General features: G+C 51.3%; 18 protein-coding genes and 1 tRNA gene. 9 read left to right on the plus strand and 10 right to left on the minus strand.

The features are described from left to right. Positions 1–3 precede the first annotated feature (3 nt). A complete protein-coding gene (locus MKZ24_RS03390; protein WP_042231702.1) occupies positions 4–1,338 on the plus strand; it encodes a 6-phospho-beta-glucosidase in 1,335 nt (444 codons plus the stop codon). A 105-nt stretch (positions 1,339–1,443) separates the two neighbouring features. Here the strand turns inward: MKZ24_RS03390 and MKZ24_RS03395 are convergent, their stop codons facing one another. Further along, positions 1,444–1,869, minus strand: a complete 426-nt coding sequence (locus MKZ24_RS03395) for an HIT family protein (RefSeq protein WP_042231700.1) — start codon at positions 1,867–1,869, stop codon at positions 1,444–1,446. A gap of 120 nt (positions 1,870–1,989) precedes the next feature. After that, on the minus strand, positions 1,990–2,805 hold the full coding sequence (locus MKZ24_RS03400; protein WP_231637754.1) for a helix-turn-helix domain-containing protein: 816 nt from the start codon (positions 2,803–2,805) through the stop codon (positions 1,990–1,992). Between the two features lie 127 nt (positions 2,806–2,932). Between MKZ24_RS03400 and MKZ24_RS03405 the strand changes: the two genes are divergently transcribed. Further along, a complete protein-coding gene (locus tag MKZ24_RS03405; RefSeq protein ID WP_042231696.1) occupies positions 2,933–4,219 on the plus strand; it encodes a Gfo/Idh/MocA family oxidoreductase in 1,287 nt (428 codons plus the stop codon). 111 nt (positions 4,220–4,330) lie between these two features. On the opposite strand, the gene MKZ24_RS03410 is transcribed toward MKZ24_RS03405, so the two are convergent. Both MKZ24_RS03410 and MKZ24_RS03415 read right to left on the minus strand, forming a co-directional pair. Further along, entirely contained in the window at positions 4,331–5,719 is a 1,389-nt protein-coding gene (locus MKZ24_RS03410; RefSeq protein WP_042241298.1) for an MATE family efflux transporter, read from the minus strand. A 109-nt stretch (positions 5,720–5,828) separates the two neighbouring features. Then, a tRNA-Leu gene (locus MKZ24_RS03415) sits at positions 5,829–5,912 on the minus strand. Positions 5,913–6,338: 426 nt separating this feature from the next. On the opposite strand from MKZ24_RS03415, the gene MKZ24_RS03420 reads away from it, so the two are divergent. The 3 genes from MKZ24_RS03420 (at position 6,339) to MKZ24_RS03430 (ending at position 9,315) form a co-directional block, all read left to right on the plus strand. After that, complete coding sequence (locus tag MKZ24_RS03420) at positions 6,339–6,662, plus strand: hypothetical protein (RefSeq protein WP_042231693.1); 324 nt, start codon at positions 6,339–6,341, stop codon at positions 6,660–6,662. Positions 6,663–6,710: 48 nt separating this feature from the next. After that, positions 6,711–7,364 carry a hypothetical protein gene (locus MKZ24_RS03425; RefSeq protein WP_340781310.1) on the plus strand — a complete coding sequence of 218 codons (654 nt, stop codon included), beginning with the start codon at positions 6,711–6,713 and terminating at the stop codon, positions 7,362–7,364. Between the two features lie 154 nt (positions 7,365–7,518). Beyond that, on the plus strand, positions 7,519–9,315 hold the full coding sequence (locus tag MKZ24_RS03430) for a helix-turn-helix domain-containing protein (RefSeq protein ID WP_340781311.1): 1,797 nt from the start codon (positions 7,519–7,521) through the stop codon (positions 9,313–9,315). Between the two features lie 62 nt (positions 9,316–9,377). Here MKZ24_RS03430 and MKZ24_RS03435 read toward each other — a convergent pair whose 3' ends face one another. Together MKZ24_RS03435 and MKZ24_RS03440 are read right to left on the minus strand one after the other, a co-directional pair. Then, complete coding sequence (locus tag MKZ24_RS03435) at positions 9,378–10,283, minus strand: AraC family transcriptional regulator (RefSeq protein WP_042231689.1); 906 nt, start codon at positions 10,281–10,283, stop codon at positions 9,378–9,380. A 73-nt stretch (positions 10,284–10,356) separates the two neighbouring features. After that, the gene (locus MKZ24_RS03440) at positions 10,357–11,253 is read right to left on the minus strand and encodes a GNAT family N-acetyltransferase (RefSeq protein WP_340781312.1); all 897 of its coding nucleotides are present in this window, start codon (positions 11,251–11,253) and stop codon (positions 10,357–10,359) included. A 189-nt stretch (positions 11,254–11,442) separates the two neighbouring features. Here MKZ24_RS03440 and MKZ24_RS03445 point away from each other — a divergent pair, with 189 nt between their 5' ends. Then, on the plus strand, positions 11,443–11,832 hold the full coding sequence (locus MKZ24_RS03445) for a hypothetical protein (protein WP_340781313.1): 390 nt from the start codon (positions 11,443–11,445) through the stop codon (positions 11,830–11,832). Positions 11,833–11,945: 113 nt separating this feature from the next. On the opposite strand, the gene MKZ24_RS03450 is transcribed toward MKZ24_RS03445, so the two are convergent. The 3 genes from MKZ24_RS03450 to MKZ24_RS03460 all read right to left on the minus strand — a co-directional run bounded on the left by MKZ24_RS03450 (position 11,946) and on the right by MKZ24_RS03460 (position 17,016). Further along, the gene (locus MKZ24_RS03450; protein ID WP_076243446.1) at positions 11,946–13,232 is read right to left on the minus strand and encodes a glycoside hydrolase family 18 protein; all 1,287 of its coding nucleotides are present in this window, start codon (positions 13,230–13,232) and stop codon (positions 11,946–11,948) included. Between the two features lie 113 nt (positions 13,233–13,345). Continuing rightward, entirely contained in the window at positions 13,346–16,132 is a 2,787-nt protein-coding gene (locus tag MKZ24_RS03455) for a glycoside hydrolase family 3 C-terminal domain-containing protein (RefSeq protein ID WP_076243445.1), read from the minus strand. A 692-nt stretch (positions 16,133–16,824) separates the two neighbouring features. Then, positions 16,825–17,016 carry a hypothetical protein gene (locus tag MKZ24_RS03460; protein ID WP_039296893.1) on the minus strand — a complete coding sequence of 64 codons (192 nt, stop codon included), beginning with the start codon at positions 17,014–17,016 and terminating at the stop codon, positions 16,825–16,827. A 194-nt stretch (positions 17,017–17,210) separates the two neighbouring features. On the opposite strand from MKZ24_RS03460, the gene MKZ24_RS03465 reads away from it, so the two are divergent. Together MKZ24_RS03465 and MKZ24_RS03470 are read left to right on the plus strand one after the other, a co-directional pair. Beyond that, positions 17,211–18,524 (plus strand): putative DNA modification/repair radical SAM protein, encoded by a 1,314-nt coding sequence (locus MKZ24_RS03465; protein WP_231575387.1) that lies wholly within the window; start codon positions 17,211–17,213, stop codon positions 18,522–18,524. Next, entirely contained in the window at positions 18,524–19,387 is an 864-nt protein-coding gene (locus tag MKZ24_RS03470; protein WP_076243566.1) for a TIGR03915 family putative DNA repair protein, read from the plus strand. Before MKZ24_RS03465 ends, MKZ24_RS03470 begins: the two co-directional genes overlap by 1 nt. A gap of 438 nt (positions 19,388–19,825) precedes the next feature. On the opposite strand, the gene MKZ24_RS03475 is transcribed toward MKZ24_RS03470, so the two are convergent. Beyond that, a complete protein-coding gene (locus MKZ24_RS03475; RefSeq protein WP_076243444.1) occupies positions 19,826–22,210 on the minus strand; it encodes a phosphoketolase family protein in 2,385 nt (794 codons plus the stop codon). A gap of 343 nt (positions 22,211–22,553) precedes the next feature. On the opposite strand from MKZ24_RS03475, the gene MKZ24_RS03480 reads away from it, so the two are divergent. Next, complete coding sequence (locus MKZ24_RS03480; RefSeq protein WP_340781316.1) at positions 22,554–23,639, plus strand: hypothetical protein; 1,086 nt, start codon at positions 22,554–22,556, stop codon at positions 23,637–23,639. Positions 23,640–23,675: the final 36 nt, after the last annotated feature.

Genomic DNA, 23,675 nt, shown 5'->3' on the forward strand with positions numbered 1-23,675 from the left:
ATCTTGGCAGCTAACCAAGGTCTTAAGATCGCCGTTATCGGCGGGGGTTCTTCCTATACCCCGGAACTGGTAGAAGGCTTCATTCTGCATTATAAGGAGCTTCCGGTCCGCGAGCTATGGCTTGTGGATATTGAAGCCGGCCTGCATAAACTGAACATCGTGGGCGCTCTGGCCAAGCGGATGGTCGAGAAATCCGGCCTCCCTATAGAGGTCCGCCTCACCACCGACCGCCGCGAGGCCATTGCCGGTGCAGACTTCGTCAGCACCCAGATCCGCGTCGGGATGCTGGATGCCCGCGCCCGCGACGAGTCGATTCCGCTGAAATACGGTGTGATCGGCCAGGAAACGACCGGGCCCGGCGGAATGCTGAAAGCGCTGCGCACGATCCCCGTCATCCTCGGCATCTGCCGTGATATCGAGGAGCTGGCTCCGGACGCCTGGCTGCTCAACTTCACTAATCCGGCAGGTATGGTGACCGAAGCGGTACTGAGGTATTCGAAGGTGAAGAGCATTGGCCTCTGCAATGCCCCTATTGGATTGATTAAGCAGGTATCAGCCAAATATAATGCGGCCCCAGACCGGATCTATGCCGAGTTCGTCGGCCTCAACCACCTGCACTGGATCACCCGCATTGATGTCGAAGGTGAAGACAAGCTGGATGACATGCTGGAGGATACCGCCGGCTACAGCGCGAAAAATGTTCCGGCGCGCGAGTGGAATCCGGAGTTCCTGCAATCGCTGCACGCCCTGCCTTCCTATTATTTGAAATATTTCTATATGACCGATGCGATGCTTGAAGAGCAGCAGGCCTCGGCCTCAAAAGGCGAGAACCGCGCAGAAGTCGTTAAGCGTGTGGAAGAAGAGCTGTTCGAAATCTACGGCAACCTGGAGCTTAGCGAGAAACCGAAGCAGCTGGAGCAGCGCGGCGGAGCTTTCTATTCAGAGGCTGCCGTCAACCTGATGCGCTCGCTGTATAACGGTACCAATGACATTCAGACGCTGAATGTTGCGAACCGCGGCATCCTGGACTTCCTGCCGGATGATGCCAGCATCGAGGTCAACTGTGTCGTTACGAAGACCGGCCCGTTGCCGCTGCCGCTGACCAAGATTCCGCCGATGGCCAAAGGGCTGATCCATGCGGTCAAGACCTACGAACAGCTCGCCATCGACGCCGCCGTCACCGGAGACCGCAGCCTGGCTATTCAAGCCTTGGCGCATCATCCGCTTGTCCCTTCTGTCGAAGTGGCTATCGCTATGCTGGATGAGATGCTTGAAGCGAATAAGGAGTATTTGCCGACATTCTTCGGGCATGAGGTCCCCGCTGCTTCTGTCTTATAAAAGTATCAAGTCATATAAAAAGCCCGTGCTGACCGCAAATGAGCCCTTGCGGCTGGAACGGGCTTTTGCATTATTTTACAATGATATAGCGGTAGCTTTACCAGTTTATTGAAGATAAGCTCTAATCTTCCCGACCATCTCCTGAACCTCTTCATCCGTCAAATAGGTCTGGCCCGGATTCATCTGGAACGTGGAGCCAAAGTCCGCCTGCCCGTCATACTTCGGAACGATGTGCATATGAAGATGATGCAGCTTGTCGCCGTAAGCGCCATAGTTTATTTTATCCGGCCCAAAGGCCTTGTCCACCGCTTCCGCTACCTGTGCGACATCCTTCATGAATGCGGACAATTCGTCTGCGGTTAGCTGGAACAGCTCTTTTACATGATCGCGGTAGGCCACATTGCACCTTCCCTTATACGTCTGCTCCTTGAACAGAAAAACTGTCGAAACCCCCAGCTCGCAGATTTCAATCATCAGGTTGTCCCGCCGTTCATCCTCCATACAGTACATACACTCCTGATTCTTCTCCATGCCTTCAGATCCTTTCGCCTCTGGATACACTGCGTTATCTTAGTACACGCTCTATACTGCTCCACAAATCCGCTGCCGACTATTAAAACGGTTACACTCTATCAAATTCGAAGCTCCTGGTTACGCCCGGTGCTGCTTGCGGTACTGCAGCGGAGAGCGCCCCGTAATTCCCTTGAACATCCGCCCGAAATGAGCGATGCTGTCGAAGCCTGCCGCTTCTGCGACCCGGGTGATCGGCCAATCTGTATCCGTCAGCAGCGTCTTCGTCTCGCGGATACGGACATAATTCAGGTACTCGATAATCGTAAAGCCTGTCGTCTGCTTAAACGTCCGGCACAAATACGTGGAGCTGATGAAGAACTGCTCGGCAATCCCGCCAAGGGTAAGCTTCTCGCCGTAGTGGGCATCCAGAAATTCAATGATGCCGTACACCCGGCGCTGCCCCTCGCTTTGTTCGGGAGAGACCAGGGCGGGCTTCGCCTTGCGTATCCGCTCCAGCTGAATCAGCAGCTGCAGCAGCAGCGTCCTGGTATATTCACTGCCCCACAGCTTAGCCTCCTTCTGTTCCCCCAGCATGGCATGGAGCAAATCCGCAATCACTCCCTGCTCATGCGCCGTAGGCCGCAGCAGAAAGCTCTCCCCCGCAAAGACATTCATCCAGTTCGGCCCGGGTGCAGCCGGTTCCAGATACGAATCATCGAAGCTGACCAGGACCCGCTCATGCGGCTGGTGGTTTCCGCCCGTTGTACGGTGCAGATGATTTTTGTTAATAAACACCAGGTCTCCGGCTTCCAGCGCGTAAATACGGTTGCCGATATAGTAGTGCCGTTCTCCGGACAACAGATAGTAGATTTCGTAGAAATCATGGAAGTGGTCGATGTCCATATTGAAATATCCGCTCCGCTTAAGCTGCTCAATCTGAAAGATGGGCTCCACTCTGCATCAGGCCTCCTACCAGGATAAGATACGCATATTTTCGGGTTAAATAGACTAAATACCGTTCACTTTCTGCATTTCCTATACTATAAAATAGAATCAAATCCAAGTAAATGGAGTGATCCCCTTGTCCAAAAAGAAATATGTAATCGTCGGCACCGGTGGCCGGGCCGAATTTTTCTATGGCGCTCTTGTTACCGTTTACAACGAAACGTCCGAGCTGGTCGCTATCTGTGATGTCAATCAGACGCGGATGAATTTCGCTAATCAGATGCTGACTGACAAATACGGCTATCATGAGGTGCCTACCTACAAAGCCGAAAATTTCGACCGGATGATTGCCGAAACCAAGCCTGACTATGTACTGGTAACCACGATTGACCGCACGCATCACAAGTATATTATCCGCGCAATGGAGCTTGGCTGTGACGTCATTTCTGAGAAGCCGATGACGATTGACGAAGAGAAATGCCAGGAGATCTTCGATGCCATCCGGCGCACCGGCAAGAATCTCCGTGTAACCTTCAACTACCGCTACGCGCCGCATAACACGAAGATCCGTGAGGTCATTATGGACGGTGTGCTGGGCGAAATTCTGTCCGTCAATTTCGAATGGCTGCTGAACACCCAGCATGGAGCGGACTATTTCCGCAGATGGCACCGCGATAAGCGGAACAGCGGCGGCCTGCTGGTGCATAAATCGACACATCACTTCGACCTGATGAACTTCTGGCTGGCTTCACAGCCGGATACAGTGTTCGCCATGGGCGATCTGCGCTTCTACGGCAAGGAGAATGCCGAGAAACGCGGCATCACCGAGTTCTACCAGCGTGCCTACGGCAGCAAGGCTGCCGAGAACGACCCGTTCGCGCTCCATCTGGACCGCAACGAGCACCTGAAGAGCATGTACCTGGATGCCGAGCATGAAGACGGCTACCAGCGCGACCAGAGCGTATTCGGGGACAATATCAGCATCGAGGATACGATGAATGTTATGGTCAAATATAAGAATAAGACGGTGATGAACTATTCGCTTAATGCCTATATGCCTTGGGAAGGCTTCATCATCGTCTTCAACGGCACGCAGGGACGGATGGAGGTGCGGATTACCGAGCAATCCTACGTCAATTCCGGCGGCAAAAAAGAGAACGAAGGTGCCCTGGAAGGCGTGAATATCATGATCTATCCGCACTTCAAAGAGCCTTACCGCGTGGAGTTCGAGAGCAGCGCAGGCGGTCATGGCGGCGGTGATCCGGTGCTGCTGCGCGATATTTTTGACAAGAAGCAGGAAGACCGCTTTAACCGCGCAGCCTCGCACAAGGACGGCGCGATGTCGATCATGACCGGCATAGCCGCCAACCGTTCCATCAAGACCGGCCAGCCGGTGAAGGTTGACGATATCTGGAAGGCTTAGTTCACCGGCCGGCATCCGTTAATATGCAGCAGACCAAAGAACCCATCCTCCGCCTGAACGCGGAGATTGGGTTCTTGTTTATTTTCAGCTGATGCTCGGGACAGGTTTGGCTTATATGACCTTGTGCTGCAGCCACTTCTCGCCGAGGAAACGCCGCATGAAGATGAAGCCGCGTATCCCCCATTCACAGTTCATTGCCAGCCACACCCCGATTATTCCCATGTTCAGCACAATCCCCAGAATATATCCGAGCACTACGCGGAACAGCCACATTGAGAGCATAGACACAATCGAGGTGAACTTGGAATCCCCCGCCGCTCTAAGCGCCGAAGGGGTAATGAAGCTGATCGACCATAATGGAATCTGGGCCAGCGAGTTGATCAGGAAGACGATGAAGATATCCCGGACAATCTCCTGCGGCGGATGGAACATCGATACCAGCGGATGGAATAACGGGAAGATCAGCAGTCCCATCAGGATAAAAGAGGCCGAAGACAGCCACAGGAAGGACTTCACGAATTTGCGTGCATCTTTGACATTGCGGCTCCCTATGCATTGACCGACCACCGTAATCAGCGTCAGGGACAGGGCATTCGCCGGAATCTGCATCACTCCCGCCAGCGTAGAACTGATCGCATTGGTAGCAATCGCATAGGTGCCCAGGCTGACGATGAAGATCTGCGTGAGAATCTTCCCGCCGTTGAAGAACATCTGCTCCGCCGCAAACGGCAGGCCGATTGACATGATTCTCCGGAGCATCGTCCAGTTCAGCACCAGCAGATCACGGATCTTCACATGCAGACTGCTGTCCAGCCGGAAGAGATAGATCAGCGAGCAGGCGGCCGCAAGATACCGCGATATATTAATGGCAATGGTCATTCCGAACACACCCATATGCATCCCGTTAATGAAGACAAAGTTCAGCAGTACATAGGAGAAATTCATAATCAGTGACAGTACGAGCGATGCCCTCGTCCGCCCGATGCCGCGCAGCGCGCCGCATACTGCCTCCATCACAGCAATCCCCAGATAGGATAAGCTGCTGCCGATCAGATACGTCCGGGCATTGGCCATCACCTCAGGCGAAGCCGCACCGAACAATAAATGCAGCAGTGGACCATGGAACACAATTCCGAATAAGCCGATGCACAAAGCCATCAAAGAAACGGAAGATACCGCTCCGGCGGTCGCCTTGGAGACCATAAGCTCGTTGCCGCTCCCCTTGTACTGGGCTACAACGACCGTGCCCCCTGTGGATACGGCGATGAACACACTGATCAGAAAAATATTCAGCGAATCTATCATATTCACCGCACTGATTGCTGCTAGCCCTGAGGAACTGATCATCGCTGTATTGACGAGGTTCAGCCCGACCACGAAGGCCTGGTCCACCAGTACAGGGAGGAATAACGCTATGATCTGGCGATAGTCAATGGATTCTCCGGAGAAATGCTTCTCAAGGAATCGCTGGCTTGGCTTCATACTGCTGCTGGGCTCCATTACAAATTCACTTCTCTTATGTTTAGACTTGTTGCGGGAAACTTCCGCAAAAATAAAAAAAGGCCCTTCAGGAAGAAGAGCTTTCGCTTGCACTACGTATAAAGCTGTATGCGGTCAAGAGGACTCGAACCTCCACGATATTGCTATCACTGGCACCTGAAGCCAGCGCGTCTGCCAATTCCGCCATGACCGCAAAGAAAAGATTCAATGCAATGCAAGAATTAATATATCATGATTTCGCTGGAAGAACAAGAGTTTTTTTATTTTTTTGTTCAAGATATTTATCATAGGAAGAAAACCTATCCATCTATATATTAGTGGAGTAACCTTATCATTTCATTCTGAAGGGCGGACTGCTATTTCGGTTAGATGGATACCCGGTAATCCGAGGGATCATTTAACGCGGAGAGTTAGAATAAAATCAATTGTTTGTGTAAATTGGCAAGCCTGTCATAACGGCAGGTGATTTTGAGTTGCCTTTTTGCAGAAATGTGATTTTATTTTACTCTCTGGCTGTCTTCTCTTCTTCTAGCGGGGCCGCAGAGTAAATCTGCGGCTTTTTGTGTTGACTATGAACGGAAATGGTACGGCTGCCCATACTATTTATGAGGTGATCGATATGACAAGACCCTATGTAAATCTGACAAGCAAGAACCGGATTCAAGATTTCCAGAACGAGATCAGCCGCAGGCTGGACTACTTCTCATCACTGGACGGAGTCACCGGTATCACTCTGAACGGCGGGTTATCCCGCGGCTACGGTGATGAGTTATCCGAGATTGATCTGGTATTCTATCTGGAGACAGGCAGCTATCAGCTGTGGTCTGGCGGACAATCGCCGCTTCCCCTTGGGATTACCCGGATTGGAGACTACCTGTATGACATCAAGATCCTCGATCTCAAGGAGGAGCAGCAGAAGCAATGGGATAGCGTGGCGCTCTAGGATTTATCTTATGCCCGCATCCTATACGACCCGAGTGGAAAAATCGCTTTGTTCATGGAGATGAAGCTGGCTGATCCGCCCCGGCGCCTGCAGGCAGAAGGTCCGTTATTTCAATGCTGGTGGTATTTCCGGCTTGCCGGTGATATTTGGATCCACAGAGGTGATACTGTCCAGGGCCATGCCATACTGAATAAAGCGGCAACCCATTTGATTGAAGCCTTATTCTCTGCCAATTGTGAACATGTGCCCCATGAGAAATGGCTTATCCATTTCAGCAGATCGCTGGCCTGGACACCGCCGGACTGGGAAGCACGTCTCCTTGCCATCATGGGCACCGGGGACTTCTCCCGGCAGAGCCTGATCACGCGGCAAGCTGCCATTGATCATGTGTGGGAAGAAGTCGATGCTTATATCATCAGCATGGAGCGCCCGGAGTATCAGCTTAATGTGATGCATGTGACCTTCTATGATCTGCTGAAGCTGCTGCTCTCGGAGAATCCGCTCCCTGTCCAAGAATGGACGAAGCGCATGAGCCTATCCGTTCTCTCAGGTGAACCGTTTATCCGGTTCGCTTCGGTTCACCAAGACCACATAATAGTAGACAAGGATAAGCTCCTAACCTTAAACCCGGAGAAGCTCTATTCCTGGTATTCGGCCATTATAAAGCAGCTAATAGCGGAAATCAGGAACGGAGTACTTTAACAGCGGCATCCGGCGTGCATACAGAGAAATCCTGTGCATCAACCTGCAGTTGATTTTTTCATGTCCGGGCCTATACTCCGGTAAATGGTCATTCCTGGAATTCAGATTATAATAGAATTACGACGTCGAATGAATCTATGGGAGTGTATCAGGTATGGTCAGCAGTGAAAAAATCGGAAAACGGATAGCCACACTTCGGAGAACAAAAGGCTTGTCACAGGAGCAATTAGCGGAACTGCTTCATGTCAGCGCCCAGGCGGTGTCCAAATGGGAAAACGGTAAATCCCTGCCGGAGACTGCCACCCTCCCCCTGCTATCCGCTGCATTAAGCCACTCGATCGACAGCATTCTGCTGCCTCAAGAGCTTGTGGTGCTCTCAGCCATCTACACGGATGGCCGGCAGGAGCTGGATGTTACTCATTTCGTGAATCAATTTGTTACCTCGAATCGCCTAAGCTTAATGGCCGGGGATCAGGTCTTTCCCCAATCTTTAGAGGGTGACCGTCTAAAGCTGCTGCTCGTTACCTATGAGACCCCAGCGGGAATCTATTCTACGTATGTGCTGAAGGACCAGCTTTTGGTGATAGATGTTCATTCTACCGGCTATGTCTCCGGCGGCAATGAGCTGCAGATTCTCGAAGCCAATTACGGTAATGAACAGGCGAACCGCAGCGTCTTACAGAAAATGAAGCATTATGAGCATTTCCGGTGGAATTCTTTCACCGCCTCGCATGAGCTGTTTCCGAGTCTGATTGACAATGAAGGCAATGACTACCTGCTGCTGGTGTATCTGAATGGTCATGGCATTCATGCTATTAGCTGTGCAGAAGGCGAACAGATTCATTACAGTCCGGACCGGGCCTCTCTCTGCCAAAGTGATCCTGCCGATCAGCAGTGCATTGTAGAGGGAATCAGCCGGCTGGGATTCGGCCGGGGGATGGACTGCTCCTGGGCAGGAGCAATGACGCTCTCACTTGCCGCCAGAGGGATAGAGACAACCTATGAGCGGGTTATGGGTTATTCAGGAGCATGCTGGAGGGCCGCCTTTGAACCGGTGTGGGATTACAGCTCTGCGGATGCGCTAGTCGTCTATGACTACTCCGTGCCAGCCTGCACGGCTTATGGAATACACGCCATTCAGGCCAACCGGCTGGAACCGCAGCAGCGCACAGCCGAGAAGCTGGCGATTCTGGAGGATATTCGTGCAGGCAGGCTGCCTATAGCCATTAATCTCCGGGTGGCACCTGAATGGGGAGTGATTACCGGATATTTGGAGGATGGCCTGACCCTGCTGTGCCGGAGTTATTTTGACGATGAGACCTTTGAAGCGCTTGAAGCAGACTCCGAATTCCAGATGCATATGGAAGTAAGCAAGGGTTACCTCCATGTCGACCATTGGCCCTATAGGGTTATCCGTCTTGGCGAACAGACGGCGCCCCCTTCTGCATTGGATAATCTGTATGCTTCCCTTCGGATTAAGCTGGATTCTATGCATATGGAGACCGAAGGCAGCAGCTGTTATACAGCCGGCTACAAGGCTCTAGAAGTATGGAGCGAGGGACTGCTGGACCATCAGTGGTATGCTGCAGCGGAGGATGAAGCGTACAACCGCAGGCTTTCAGTCAACCACTTCTGCATGATGGCGCTGGCCGATGCCAGAAGAAGCGCCGCCGCCTATTTGCAGGAATCTCTGCCGCTGGTGCAGGATCAGCGTAAGCTGACAGCCTTGTCGGAAATGGCCGGGGTATATGCTGAAATGGCTGCTCTGCTCGAAGACTTTTATAAGAATCTTGCCGATCCTGCTGTAGTCCGGAAGACAGGAGCCTCACCCCGACTTAGCTGGACGGCCCGGCAGCGGGAAAAGCAGGCAGAGCTACTGACGCTGGTAGCGTCGTTGGAGCGCCGGGGAGATACACTTGCAGAGACAGTGCTTGGCTTAACAGAGAATTGAACTGAAAATGGCTCAAGGAGAAGCGCTGGGCGCTTCTCCTTGTTTGGGCGGCAGCCCGCGAACTAACCCAATTTACGGACCGGCCGTAGCACCGCATAGCCGTACCCTTCGGGGAAATGGCGCTGATAGTCCTGCTTGACCTCTTCGTCCCACGCATAGCCCATCGCCGCCGGATCATAATTCCAGGCCACTTCCTCTACGATACGCATCACCTGCCCGTTGTCCTGCAAATAATCAAACGGCGGGTGAAAAAAGACCAGATACTCCGATTCCGGCACATCACGGCACTCCATGCCCTCCGGTATTTCACCATCATAGTCTGCTGCAACAGGAATGCCGTACAGGTAACCCTTGCGCCCATCCTGATAGAACCAGCCTGCAGTCTGGCCCAGCTGCCCTGGAAGTGTATGATGCGACATGCTCTCCAGCGTTCCGGAGACCTCATCGCAGTCATGCCCGTTCTCCCAGAACCCGCCGTAATTGTTCGAGCCGATATCCCGGATGCCGATGAATTTATGCGCCGGTATGAATTCAAGCTTGATCTGTGCTTCCTGCAAATGCACTTGTCTCATTCTATCCCGCTCCCTGATCAGATATTGATAAGGGGAGAACACCTCGGCACGAATGGCGAGCGGAATCGGCCGCGGGGCTTTGCGGTAGGCATGGGGAGTAACCTTGAAGGCTCTAAGAAACGCCCGCGAGAATGCCTCCTGTGAAGAAAAGCCGAACTTCACGGCAATATCGAGAATCCGCGTATCCGTATCCCTCAGCTCCAGGGCCGCCCGGCCGATTCTGCGCTGCCAGATGTAATCCCGCAGCGTCATCCCGGTCAAAGCATGAAACTGCTTGGTGCAATAATACGGCGAATATCCCAGCTGTTCGGACATCTTCAGCAGCGTAGGCGAAGCCGCAAGGTCTTCTTCGATCCAGTCAATCATGAGCTGAACCATCTCGTTCCATTCGTACAATGAGGTTCTCCTCCTTTCATCAAGAATCATAACAAAGAGCATTTCCCCATATTTGATCTGAATTGCACTGTCCTTACGCCAGCACCGCCGGCTCCATCCTCCCGCCAATAATGATATGCTTCATCACACGATCCCTGCTGAATCCGTTCTTATCATAGAAGCGGACCGCTGCTTCATTCTCCCCGCTGACATCCAGTCCGATGCGTGTATAACCCAGACCTCTGTAAGACTCCGCCAGATAGGCAATCAGTTTCCTGCCCGTTCCCCGGCTTCTATCTTCAGGGCGGATGCAAATGTACTCCAGATGGAGGGTGCCGGTCAGAGCGTTTCTTCTAACAATTATGTATCCTATGAAAGACCCCACGGTAAGAACGGCATAAATATCATAATCACTGTTGCTGCTGTCCTTTATTTCCGCTGTGATATCTTCTTGTGTCAATGTAGCCCCCTGGAAGCCCTGGTTATGCAGTTCAATAATCTGATCCAGCCACTCTGACTCAGGCGCTGTGACGGGCACAACGGACAGGTCCGCGTAACTGCTGCTATTAGGCGGTAATGCAGTATCTATTGAATAGTGATAATGGGTCCGCACTTTCTCAGTTCGATAGCGGGCAGCATATTCGATGAGCGGAACATTATCACTACTAATGAACAGGTGAATATACCGGATCGTAGCTGAGTCGGCAGCTTCGCCCAGATACCTGAATAACAGCTGGAGTTCATCCTCAGGGCGGGCGGAATAATAAGGTCCCCACACCTCTATATCTGCTTGTCCTCCGCCTACGTCATAGGTATCCAATGTAATTGAACCAGTGATTTCCTCCCCTTCATATAACACGAAGCTAGATTCTGCCATACCGTCATTAAGGTCATGAATAATATCTTCCAGCGTGCTGCCTGCGTACCCGCAATACTGGCTTCCTGCATTGCGGGCAGCAATAAATGCCGCCAGATTCCCGATGTCTGTCAAAAGGCTCTCCCCCTGGATTAGAATATAGAAGTGGAATATTCTGCCACACTATATTGATATTACGATATTTTCATGGGAAATACAGTACATGGTTGTTCTATTTATTTCCGGTAAAACTCCATACCCGCACAAGCCGCCTCCCAGGTTCTGAGTAAAATATAATAAATAGAACAATGAGGTGAGTGACGAATGGCAAATTCAACAAAAATCCGCAAGCGGGCGCAGCAGTTGAAAGGCCGGCCGGTCTGCATTACTTTGCATGATGGACGTTCCTATGTAGGATGGATAACAGACCTTAATAAAGAAGCAGTGATCCTCTCCAGAACAAGCACGCGTACTGGCTCTAAAACCAAACGGAAATCCTCTTCCGCTGCGCGTAAAGCAGACGTCTCCGGCTTCATGCCTTTACTCGGATCGTTCATGGGCGGGGCAGGCGGTGCTGCCGGTATTGGAGGTCTGGGGAAATTCATGGGAATGTTCGGAATGGTGCAGAAGGCGATGCCTGTCATGAAGATGGGCTACAATATGATTAAGTCGATCCGGCCCTTTTTGGGCGGTCTCAAGGGCTTAATGGGCTAACGCTGTAACGGTATAAGCAGCGGCATAAGCAGAAACGGCTGTGCACTCCTATTGAGGGCGCCAGCCGTTTCTTTTTCAGCTGCTTTTCTGCCAAAAAGGGGGACGTTGCCGGTTTATTTTTTGACCACAATGAAGTTATCTTCTATTAACAGCCAATTCTGCGGAAAAGGCAGACCAAGCTTCCAATAGCTGATGCCCCGGAGACCCAGCTCCTTGATCAAATCGAACTTGGCCTGAATCGAGCGGGCATCTTCGAACCATACCTTATGCTGCCGGCCTGCGTCATCGGTGTAATCGAAATGCGGAGCCTGGGCTTTATAGTCGTACTGAATGGCGGCATTCCTGTTCCTCGCCAGATCAATTGCCGCCTGCGGGCTAAGTGCTTTGGCATACTCTCCGCCAGCCACATAAGGCAAAGTCCAATCGTAGCCGTACAGATTCTGGCCCATCATAATTTTGCCGGGGGGAATTTCACTGGCCGCATACGTCAGCACCTGACGCACCGGTCCTATAGGCGAAACGGCCATCGGCGGGCCTCCGCTGTATCCCCATTCGTAGGTCATAATAATGACAAAATCAGCAACCTGGCCATGCACTTTATAGTCATGCGCCGTATACCAGGCCCCGGTTTGGGAGGCACTGGTTTTGGGAGCAAGTGCAGTCGACAGCAGGAAGCCCTCCTTGTGAATGATGTCCGCTGCCTTGCGCAAAAAGGCATTATACGCTTCGCGGTCCTCCGGCCGGAGGAATTCCAGGTCAAAGTGGATATCTCTGAAATTCAGCCGCTTCGCCTCTGTCACAATGTTCTCCAGCAGCCGGTCCTGCACCGCTACATCATTCAGTATAATCCGTCCCAGCTCCGAGCTGAACTGGGCATCCTCCAGATTCGTGACGACCAGCATCAGCGTGACCCGGTTCTGCGCCGCGATTGAAGCCAGATTATCCAGCGGCGGCGCCTGCAGCGAGCCGTCCCGCTTAATCCGGAAACTAAACGGAGCCAGATACGTAAGCTCAGGGGCAGCTTCTGCGGCAGCATTCTGCAGCGCCTGGGAGACCGCTTCCCCTCTCGGCTCAATATAGGCATTCACTTCTGCCTGCCGCCTTGGCACAGGAGGTATGTACAGGCGGAACCCGGCCTGCAGCGGCAGGTTCAGCGTCAGCCCGTTCACTTCTGCCAGATCGCTGGCCTTCAGGCCGAATCTCTTCGCGATACTATAGAAGCTATCCCCCTGTTGAACCCAATAATACTGGCCTACGATAGGAATCACCAGCGTTTGTCCAATGACCAGTCTCTCTGGCGCAGACAACTGATTCGCCTCAGTTATCGTATCCATGTTCACGCCATAAGCATCAGCGATCCCATACAGCGTCTGTCCCGGCTGCACAACATGTATTTGCATCTTTCCATGCTCACCCCTTCATAGTAGCAGTTATACCCCTATTTTATTCGGCAGTGCTGCAGGTATGCGGACGCAAAAAGACACCCCGGAGGGTGTCCTGAAATTAAAAGCTGTTACACCTGCTTGAATTCAATCCACTCAATTTCTAGACCCGGTTTGACGAAGTCCAGCTTCATTTCATACAGACCGGCCTCAAGTCCGATCTTGACCAGCTTCTGTCTGATCCATTTGCCTTCTGTCCCGTTCGTCTGAATGGTGGTCACTGGCTGTCCGTTCAGGGTCACGTTGCAGGCGCTTTGGGCAAGCTCAGGTTCCGGGGACATGATGCTGACGAAGATCCGGTACTCACCGGCTTCATCCGCCTGGATATAGGTTGGTCCAGACACACTAGGTGCAACCTGTGCGTTCTGGCTCAACACCTGAACCTGCTCAACCGCCAGGGAAGAGTCTGCCTTAAAGGTCTCGACAGCTTCTACAATCTCATGCTTTCTGGAGAAGACCGGTGCCTGCATGATGAATTCGCAAATGTTGATGGCCGAGCGCTGAAGCTCGCCGCGGGTAAGCGTTCCATTCTCCAATGATTCGAGCGTATTGTCATCATAGGCGTTGACTTCCGCACCATAATTGGATACTACCATGTACAGATCGTTCTGTGCCCGGACCATCCAGTTCGTGTTCTTGCGGTCCGCAGTCCCTCCATTCACGACATCATTCATGATTGCCCACCAGTCGGTCATTACAATCCCCCGGAAGCCCCATTCACCGCGCAGCAGCGTGGTATTCAGGTCATAGTTGGAAGCTGCCCAGTGTCCGTTGACCGGATTGTAGGAGGTCATGATTGAATTCGCACCGCCCTGCTTCACAGCGATTTCGAAGCCCTTCAGGTAAATCTCGCGCAGCGCGCGTTCGGATACGACAGCATCCACTTTGCTGCGGTGCTTCTCCTGATTGTTGCAGGCGAAATGCTTCAGCGTGGCATTGGAGCCGCCCTTCATAATACCGCGTGTGCACGCGGCAGCGAAGATCCCGGAGATCAGCGGGTCTTCAGAGAAATATTCGAAGTTACGCCCGTTCAGCGGACTGCGGCGGATATTAAGACCCGGTCCCAGCAAAGCATCCACCTGGTTGCGTAACAATTCCTGGCCTTCCATAACATACAGCTCTTCAACCAGTTCTGCATTCCATGTAGCAGCAAGCAGGGTGCCAATCGATACCTGGGTTGCCTTCTGTCCGCTGTCCATCCGGATACCGGACGGGCCGTCTGCTGTAGCGGCAACCGGAATACCGTAACTGAACAGGCTGTCGCTGACTCCGCCGAAAGCCGAAGCCGTCCCCGGCGTAACCAGCGGACTGCTCATTCCTTCGCCTCTGACAATGGCCGCCAGATCATGGTCGCTGAGCTGGGCAATGAACGTATTCATGCTGACTTTGCCTTCATGAACATCTCGCAAGGTATGGCCCTGATTGCCGGTCTGTACCAATGTCTCCGGAAGATTGCTTTCAATCCGCGCTGCCATATCTACCTTGCGTACCGGCACCTCAGCAGAGATCAGTTCATAAGAACCGTCTTCCTTCCGGGCCCCCGGTTTCATTCTCTTGAAGCTCTCAGTCGGTGCCATCGCCTCTTGCAGCTGCTCTACAACCTTAAGCTCATCCAGAACATAACCTGCTTGTCCATCTACGTTAACTTCCGTCACGGCTTTAACACTGGTTCCCACGTAGAAGCGGTAGGTTCCAGCTTCCAGTACATAAGCGGAAGGGTGCCCTGTCACTCCGGCGTCATCATACGAAGCCAGAGAATGGAGCGGGAAGCTTACCGTAAGGTGCTGGGACTCTCCCGGCTCAAGCAGCTTGGTCTTCCCGAATGCCGCCAGCGCTTTGGCTGGTTTGCCCAGTTGTCCCTGCGGCGCTTCATAATATACCTGCACCACTTCTTTACCGGAGTAGGTATCTCCTGTATTGGTTACAGTTACACCGATCTGAATCTGTGGTTCACCCGCCTGGTCCACCAGCTTCGCTTCCTCCGGCGCAAGCTCAAAGGCGGTGTAGGAGATGCCATAGCCGAATTCATACTGAACCTTATCCGGACAGAAGGTCTCGAAATAACGGTACCCTACATAGATATCTTCCTCATACAGGTTCTTGAACTCATTGCCGTAGTTGCTTGTGGACGGGTAATCCTCAATGGAATACGCGATCGTATCCGTCAGCTTGCCGCTTGGCGTCACCTCTCCGGCCAGTACATCGGCAATCGCATTGCCGCCTTCCATACCGCCATGCCAGGAATAGATCACAGCAGAGATGGGATGTACATATCCGGCATCGTTAACCCAGCTCATATCCATAATATTCGAGACATTGAGCACAACAACAATCTGTTCAAAATGAGCCGTAACCTGCGTAAGCATAGCCTTCTCATCTTCCGTCAACCGGTAGCTTCCCGGTGCATCGGCATTGTCCTGATCCTCACCGGCGGTACGTCCAATCACTACGACAGCCTTGGCCGACTGGCTTCTTGCTTTCTTCACCAGCTCATCCGTAAGCGGCATTTCCTTCTGGTTCCACGGCTCAGCCGCCCATACTTTTCCGCCGTCGTCAAACGGGTTAAGTCCGATCCAATCCTCGTAAGCTGCTGCCAGTTCTTCATTAACACTGATGTTCTTCTTGCTGCGCAGACCGTCGAGCAGGTTAGTCGTATATGCAACATGAACACTTCCGCCTGATCCTGTACCGCTGCGGTAGTAATTCACTTGTATTCTGCCAAAAATGGCAACGCTCTCGCCGTTTCCAAGCGGAAGCACCTGCCCCTCATTCTTAAGCAACACCGTGCCCTCTGCGGCTACTACCCGGCTAAATTCTGCAAAACCCTCTAACGGCACTCCGATATTCTGTGTACTCAATTGGTTTCCTCCTGTTTGTTCGTTTCCCAACGTGTATTGATTCTATAGATAACACCCTCCCTTACGGGATTCACGATATCTTGAACCTTTGTTGTTATTTATATAGCATATCCTTCTAAGAATAAAAGCTACAGCCCTAATATACAAGCTCTGCAGCTTAAAAAGCAAAACCGGGCAACCGCATTCTCTTCGCCCGGAACCCCTCTTAAGAACAAAATCGCCCGGAGGGCGAATCAGCACCTTACTACATTAGATTAGTTCCTTGATCACCGTTGCCGGCTAAATTCCCATTAAAATTAGTAGTGACATACAATGGTGGTCATAGGGGTATCATGCATTCCGCATAATTAATTGGAAAAACGTATCCTAATTTAGGTTTATTCGAGAGTTAGACGTAATTAAATGGATAAACGTCATTTATTCTGTTGCATTATCTCGACTCTGATCTATTTGTAGCCTATTAAGTGCTGTTTTTCCAACTGTTGCTTGGCAAAGGCTCTTACGTTCATTAGCAAGTGGACAAAATCCATCTATTTCTGGCCGCCGCCGCAGCCCTCCCCTCCAATGCTGTTTCCATCTAAGGTTTGGGGAATGGTGTAATTCCCCAAACCATGAAAAAAGACACCTGTGCGGGTGTCTTCAAATGTTCTCGCATACAATTCGTTTCACCCGGGGAACTTACGGACTTCTATTTATTTGCGGCGGCGGCTCTTCATCATACGGTTATACATTACAAGAGCGGCAACAACCATACCAAGCATGGCGACGCTGCTTGCCGATTCCTGCGACATCCCAAACATCAGACAAATACTTGAAACCAAGGTTCTCGTAAGCAACGCAACCGCAATCAGCATGATTGGCCGCCAAATGTTGTATCCTCTCATTCCCAGCAACACTCCTAACCCAATTTTCAGAAACAGTACAGTTCTAAATGCTATGAACCATTAGAAACTATTATAGCATAATAAGGAATGCGCATACATTCTGCACGGGTAACCGGCACATAGAGATGCCTTTGACAAGAACATACGTTCGTTATATACTTTCCTCTATGAGGGGGCTTGTGATCGTGGATGTTATGGAGAAACTTGAGATTCTGACCGCTTCGGCCAAATATGATGTAGCCTGCACTTCAAGCGGTTCAGACCGCAAAGGCCAGGCCGGAAGCTTGGGCAGTACTGCTGCAATGGGCATCTGCCACAGCTTTGCGGCGGACGGCCGCTGTATTTCGCTGCTGAAGGTGCTTATGACCAACGCCTGTGTATATGATTGTGCCTATTGCATTAACCGCAAATCCAATCCCGTCCGCCGGGCGGCTTTTACCCCCGAAGAGATCGCGGATCTTACCATGCAGTTCTACCGCCGCAATTACATAGAAGGGCTGTTCCTCAGCTCAGGGATTATGCGCAATCCGGATTATACAACCGAGCAACTGATAGCAGCACTGGAGCTGCTGCGGAATGTGTACCATTTCAACGGCTATATTCATGTAAAAGCGATTCCCGGATCTGACGACGCCCTGCTGTCCAGACTCGGACTGCTTGCTGACCGCATGAGCGTCAATATCGAGCTGCCCTCGCAGGAGAGTCTCGGGGTTCTCGCTCCCGACAAGAGCAAAGTATCCATTCTGAAGCCGATGGGGCTGATTAAAGACCGGATTACGGAGAACAGCTCCGATATCGTTAAATATAATCACGCTCCCCGCTTCGCTCCCGCCGGCCAGAGCACACAGATGATTGTGGGCGCCTCGCCCGATACGGATTATCAAATTCTGAATCTAACGGAGGGCCTGTACAAGAAGTACGCATTGAAGCGCGTGTTTTTCTCTGCCTATACCCCGGTGATCGAGGATTCGCTGCTGCCCTCTTTGGACACCGAACCTCCGCTGCTGCGGGAGCACCGGCTCTATCAGGCTGATTGGCTGCTGCGCTTCTACGGCTTTCAGGCAAGCGAATTATTGGACGAAGCCGTACCCAACTTCAATCCGCTGCTTGATCCGAAATGCAGCTGGGCCGTTAACCACCGGGAGCAGTTCCCGGTTGAGATCAACCGCGCTCCGTATGAAATGCTGCTGCGTGTACCCGGTATCGGCGTAAGGAGCGCACAGCGGATAGTGAAGGCAAGACGGGCGGGAACGCTGGATTTCCAAGCGCTGAAGAAGCTTGGCGTCGTGCTCAAGCGGGCCCAATTCTTCATCACCTGCAAGGGCAAACCGCTGGAAGGGCTGAAAGTCAGTGAACATACCCTGCTTCGTTCACTAATGTCCGGCCAACAGCTGGCCCCCTATCAGCCGCACCAAGTTGAGCAGCTGACCTTGTTCGACGACCACTACGCAGCGGCCTTGCCGGCTGCAGGAGGATGGGCGGAATTCAAGAAAGGAGCGGAAGCCTGATGTTCAAGCCGTCCGCTCTGGCTTATACCTATGATGGCAGCTTTGAAGGGTTGCTGTGCTGTGTATTTGAGAGCTATACCTGGAAGGAAATTCCGCTTGCTGTTCATTCAGAAGGTGCGGAGCAAGGCCTGCTGCTGGAATCGAAGTGGATCGAAACCGACAAGGCGAAGGCGGAGAGAGTCCTTAAGTCCATTCCGCTCCGCATCTCACCGGAAGCGGAGGAACTGGTCCGTCTGGGGTTCTGGTCAAACACACCGGGGAAGGAACTGCTGCTGCTGAATTTTCTGTATCTCGGCTTCAAGCATGGCCGCAAGGTGATGAATATGCTGGCCGATGATACGGTACACGCCTTACAGAAGGCGGTTCAGCAGCTTCGGCGGGAAGGTCATCTGTATCTGGGGTTTGTCCGTTTCTCTGTATACGGTCCGGTCATGGCTGCGGTTATTGAACCGCAGGGATATATCCTTCCGGTCATTCAGGAGCATTTCTGCGACCGGTTCCAGGGCGAGAGCTTCATGATCTACGACCAGACTCATGAAGTAGCGCTGATTCATGAACCCGGACGGGAGGCCATCATTCCGTTAAGCGGCTGGACCCCGCCTGAGCCGGATGAAGCTGAAGAGGCTTATCGCCGCCTGTGGACAGGGTTCTATCACGCGATCGGAATCAAGGAGCGCCGAAACGACCGCCTGCGCTCCTCGCTGATGCCCAAGCGGTACTGGAAGCATATGGTTGAGATGAACGGCAGTAATGGCGTCCCTGCACTCGCTGCTGCGCAGCGGAAAAAGGCGTTACAGCCGGAGCCGCCGAAGACAATCGGCCCGCTCCCGGCTTCACTCAGACAAACAAATACTCATACTTAAGCATTTGTGACCTGAGCACCTTGGACACTCTGCCCAGTTCCTTATCATTTTGCTCTATGAATTGCAGTACAGAGTAGCGATTAAACCGGAGGGTTGTATCAAGTGCACGGGCCTGTTTGGAGAAATCTTTGCTGAACGGTTTGGCTTTGACGCTTCGCAAAGCAACATCTATTGGCATACTTAAAGGATAATCTGCCGTGTCTGATAATAGACTTAATCCATGATCGAAATAGGGACAAAGCTGATATCCTGAATTCCCGTGAATAAAGGCGATATTGTTCAAGTCGGATAATCAACACTATCATTTTCTCTCAAAATGCATTGGTTATAATATTATCCAGCACAAAAAGAGTGCCCCGCAGTCATTATCATGACCACCCGGAGCACTCCCTTCTTGAGAACTTACTATTTAATTCAATTTACACGTGTGAACGTTAATTAATTCAAAGCCTTCCATACCCAGTTCTCAACCTCTGGAAGATCGATGCCTTCTTCACGGATGTATTGGTTATGTTTCTTCACCATGGCATCCATTTCATCAGCAATCGCCTGATATTTGCCGGCATCCGGCAAACTCAGCACAGCTTCCTTCGTGAGGTCGAAGCGGTCCATCTGGTTGAGTACGCGCATATCGAACGGTGTAGTGATGTCGCCATTCTCGCGGTAGCCATGTACATGCAGGTTATGGTTGTGGCGGTCGAAGAACAGGTCTTTGATCAGGCCTTCATAGCCGTGGAAGGCAAAGATGACCGGTTTATCCTTTGTGAAAAATTGATCAAACTCCTCGTCAGATAAGCCGCGCGGATCGAGCTTTTGGCTTCTCAGCTTCAGCAGATCTACCACGTTGATATAGCGGATTTTCAGCTCAGGCAGCTTCTCATGTAGAATCGAGATTGCAGCCAAGCTCTCCATAGTAGGTTCTGTACCCGACGAAGCAATAACCACATCCGGCTCTCCGCCCTTGTCGGTGCTTGCCCAGTCAATGATTTTGAGGCCTTTGTCCACCAGTTCCTGAGCTTCATCTGCCGAGAACCACTGCGGACGCGGGTGCTTGGACGATACAATCAGGTTGATCTTCTGACGGTCATTCAGGATGGTGTCGAAGACAGCCAGCAAGGAGTTGGCATCCGCCGGCAGATACTCACGGATAAATTCCGGCTTCTTGTCAGCCAGATGACCCAGCAGACCCGGATCCTGGTGAGTATAACCGTTATGATCCTGCTGGAACACAGTTGATGTGGCAATGACGTTCAAGGACGGGATATCTGCGCGCCAAGTTTGATCTGTAGCCTTGCGCAGCCATTTGAAGTGCTGGGTAATCATCGAATCAACAACTCGCAGGAACGCTTCATAGCTGGCGAAGAATCCGTGACGTCCGGTCAATACATAACCTTCGAGGAAGCCTTCCGCCTGATGCTCGGATAATTGGGAATCAATGACACGGCCGTAAGGAGCCAGGAATTCATCCTGCGGTTCCTGGATGGAATCCATCCACTGGCGTTTCGTTACCTCAAACACAGGTCCCAGACGGTTCGACATCGTTTCATCCGGTCCGAAAATTCTGAAGTTGCGGTTCTCTTCGTTGAGCGTTACAACCTCCTTCAGGTATTTGCCCAGTACAGCCATATCCTGCGCGATCACTTGACCCGGTACGGAATTATCCAGTGCATAGTTGCGGAAATTCGGCTTGTGCAGATCTTTAATCAGGTTACCGGCGTTCGTTACAGGGTTCATCCCCATACGTCTGTTACCAGTAGGCAGAATCTCAGCCAGATCAGCGTTCAAACGGCCATTCTCATCAAATAATTCTTCAGGTCTGTAGCTGTTCAGCCATTCGAGCAATGCAGGCGCATGCTTCATGTTCTTCTGATCTACCGGAATCGGCACCTGATGGGCCCGGAAGGAGCCTTCATTCGGCACACCGTCCCACGCTTTCGGACCGGTCCAGCCTTTAGGCGTACGGAAGACCAGCATCGGCCAAGCCGGGCGTGTGGTATCGTTATTTTCGCGGGCATTCTTCTGAATCGCTTCGATCTTCTCAATAATGGTGTCCAGAACCTTAGCCATTTCCGGATGCATCAGATCAGGATTCTCGCCTTCCACGAAGAACGGTTCCCAGCCGCTTCCTGCAAAATAAGCCGTTAACTCTTCTCTGGACATCCGGGACAGAATGGTCGGGTTGCTGATCTTGAAGCCGTTCAAATGCAGAATCGGCAGCACCGCACCATCTGTAATCGGGTTAATAAACCGGTTGGAGAACCAGGAAGCCGCCAGAGGTCCGGTCTCTGCTTCGCCGTCACCTACAACAACTGCCGAGATCAGGTTCGGATTATCCAGAACTGCGCCCACACTGTGAGACAAGGAGTAACCCAGCTCGCCGCCTTCATGAATCGATCCTGGTGTTTCTGGGGCAGCATGGGAAGCCACTCCGCCCGGGAAGGAGAACTGTTTGAACAATTTCTTCAGTCCAGGGATATCCTGAGTGATCTGCGGGTAGATTTCGGTGTAGCTTCCGTCCAGATAGGAGTTCGATACCATAACCTGGCCGCCATGGCCCGGACCTTCAATATAGAACATATCCAAATCATATTTAGTAATTACGCGGTTCAGATGCGCATAGATAAAGTTCTGCCCAGGGATTGTGCCCCAGTGTCCGATCGGCTTCACTTTTACGTCTGCGTCCTTCAAAGGTTCTCTTAACAACGGGTTATCCTTCAAATAGAGCTGACCCACGGAGATGTAGTTCGTTGCGCGCCAGTAGGCGTCAAGCTTTGCCAAATAAGTTTTAGAAGAATAATCCACCTGTGCGATTGATAATCCCATTTCTTCCACTCCCTAATTTTTATCTTTGTATTTTGAATGTATCACTTCTACAGTTACATCATACTCCTGACTTTAATAAATTCAATCTTTTTAGCAATTGATACGGTCCAATATTGTGAAATTTTGAACATAGTATGAAATCGGGAGCAATAAATTTATATATAACCTTTATTTTATGATTTATGTAAATAAATTCTAATCAAATTTTCGATGAAAAAACTTCTAAAGCATCTCCCTTCTGGACATCACCATTCCAAATACGGTATCATTTTGTGGGAATTACTTACAAGTTTAAATCATAAGCATATCACCCAGCTGCTATCAGGAAGGAGAACAGATATTCGTGAGAACTTCATCCACCCCCTCCCGATCCCGTATTACGGTAAAAGTGACCCTTACAGGACTTATCCTTCTTGCCGCAATCGGCCTGTGCCTTTGGACAGGGTTCGGTTTATTTTTAGCCAAAAGCGGGTACCTTTATCAAAAAGGAATCGTCCGGGCCTTAAATGCAACCTATCAATCTGAATTTGTTATCGTGTCTAAAGAAGGATTAAATGAGGACGGGTATCAGGTGTTTAAGGCATCGCCGGCGAATGACCGCAGCTTGGTATTTACGGTAAGCCGCACCAACGGCCATGTGGATGGCGGTCTTCCGCTTAGGAGACAGCTCAGCAACAATTATGAGGAAACCGCTCAAAAGAAGTATTATCCTCTTCTGGTTAAGAAATATTTTGGCATTGAGCTGCAGGATATTCCTATGTCTATTTATCGGGGAACCCGTTCGTCCCGGGAGATATCTGATGAAAATTACGTAGCGGTGAACCGGGCGAATCTGGACGAGATCGCCTCCAAAGCCAAAGCATTCTTCAGTGAAGCAGAAAGCCACCGTCTAAAACAACTTTTTCTCCGCTTTGAAGATGACTTGGGCGTTTCCTCCGAAGATGCAGGCATAGCTATTCAGCGGCTTGAATTGCCGGGCTTTGATTTTAAAGTAGGAGAGCACTGGAAAAAAGGATTCCGGCTTTTGAGTGAAGAGGAGCTTAAACAGAAAATCGTAAGTCAGGCTGGACGGGGGATTGCCGATCGGGTGGCCTATACTTTTGATACAGAATATCCGGACTTCAGCGGGAATTTCGCAATAAAGTTTACAGGGAATGATCTGAACAGCTTTGAAGCCTATGTGTCCGCCCACACAATAACAGCAGAGAAAAGGGAAGATGCTCTTGCTGAAATTTATGAGGCCTACACCAGGGTGATTATTTTTATCCCTAAGCTGCCTCTTAACATGACCGCTCTTCACCTGAAGTACGAAACCAACACAGAGACAGAGTCAGTAACCCTCAAGAAAGAAGAGATAAGTAAAGTCAGCAGCCTGGCTGCCCTGAAAGAGCTGTTCAAGCATTCCCAACAAACCGTAAACCCTCGCTAAACCGAGGCTAAATTATATGCAGACCCCAAAAAGACC

It is taken from the genome of Paenibacillus sp. FSL R7-0297, assembly GCF_038009025.1.
GTDB lineage: Bacteria > Bacillota > Bacilli > Paenibacillales > Paenibacillaceae > Paenibacillus_AQ.

Excerpts from the sequence above, each read along its gene's own strand:
- MKZ24_RS03395 (WP_042231700.1), bottom strand. The coding sequence starts at position 1,869 with ATGGAGAAGAATCAGGAGTGTATGTACTGTATGGAGGATGAACGGCGG.
- MKZ24_RS03410 (WP_042241298.1), bottom strand. The coding sequence starts at position 5,719 with ATGGAGCCCAGCAGCAGTATGAAGCCAAGCCAGCGATTCCTTGAGAAG.
- MKZ24_RS03420 (WP_042231693.1), top strand. The coding sequence starts at position 6,339 with ATGACAAGACCCTATGTAAATCTGACAAGCAAGAACCGGATTCAAGAT.
- MKZ24_RS03430 (WP_340781311.1), top strand. The coding sequence starts at position 7,519 with ATGGTCAGCAGTGAAAAAATCGGAAAACGGATAGCCACACTTCGGAGA.
- MKZ24_RS03445 (WP_340781313.1), top strand. The coding sequence starts at position 11,443 with ATGGCAAATTCAACAAAAATCCGCAAGCGGGCGCAGCAGTTGAAAGGC.
- MKZ24_RS03450 (WP_076243446.1), bottom strand. The coding sequence starts at position 13,232 with ATGCAAATACATGTTGTGCAGCCGGGACAGACGCTGTATGGGATCGCT.
- MKZ24_RS03460 (WP_039296893.1), bottom strand. The coding sequence starts at position 17,016 with ATGAGAGGATACAACATTTGGCGGCCAATCATGCTGATTGCGGTTGCG.
- MKZ24_RS03465 (WP_231575387.1), top strand. The coding sequence starts at position 17,211 with ATGGAGAAACTTGAGATTCTGACCGCTTCGGCCAAATATGATGTAGCC.
- MKZ24_RS03470 (WP_076243566.1), top strand. The coding sequence starts at position 18,524 with ATGTTCAAGCCGTCCGCTCTGGCTTATACCTATGATGGCAGCTTTGAA.
- MKZ24_RS03475 (WP_076243444.1), bottom strand. The coding sequence starts at position 22,210 with ATGGGATTATCAATCGCACAGGTGGATTATTCTTCTAAAACTTATTTG.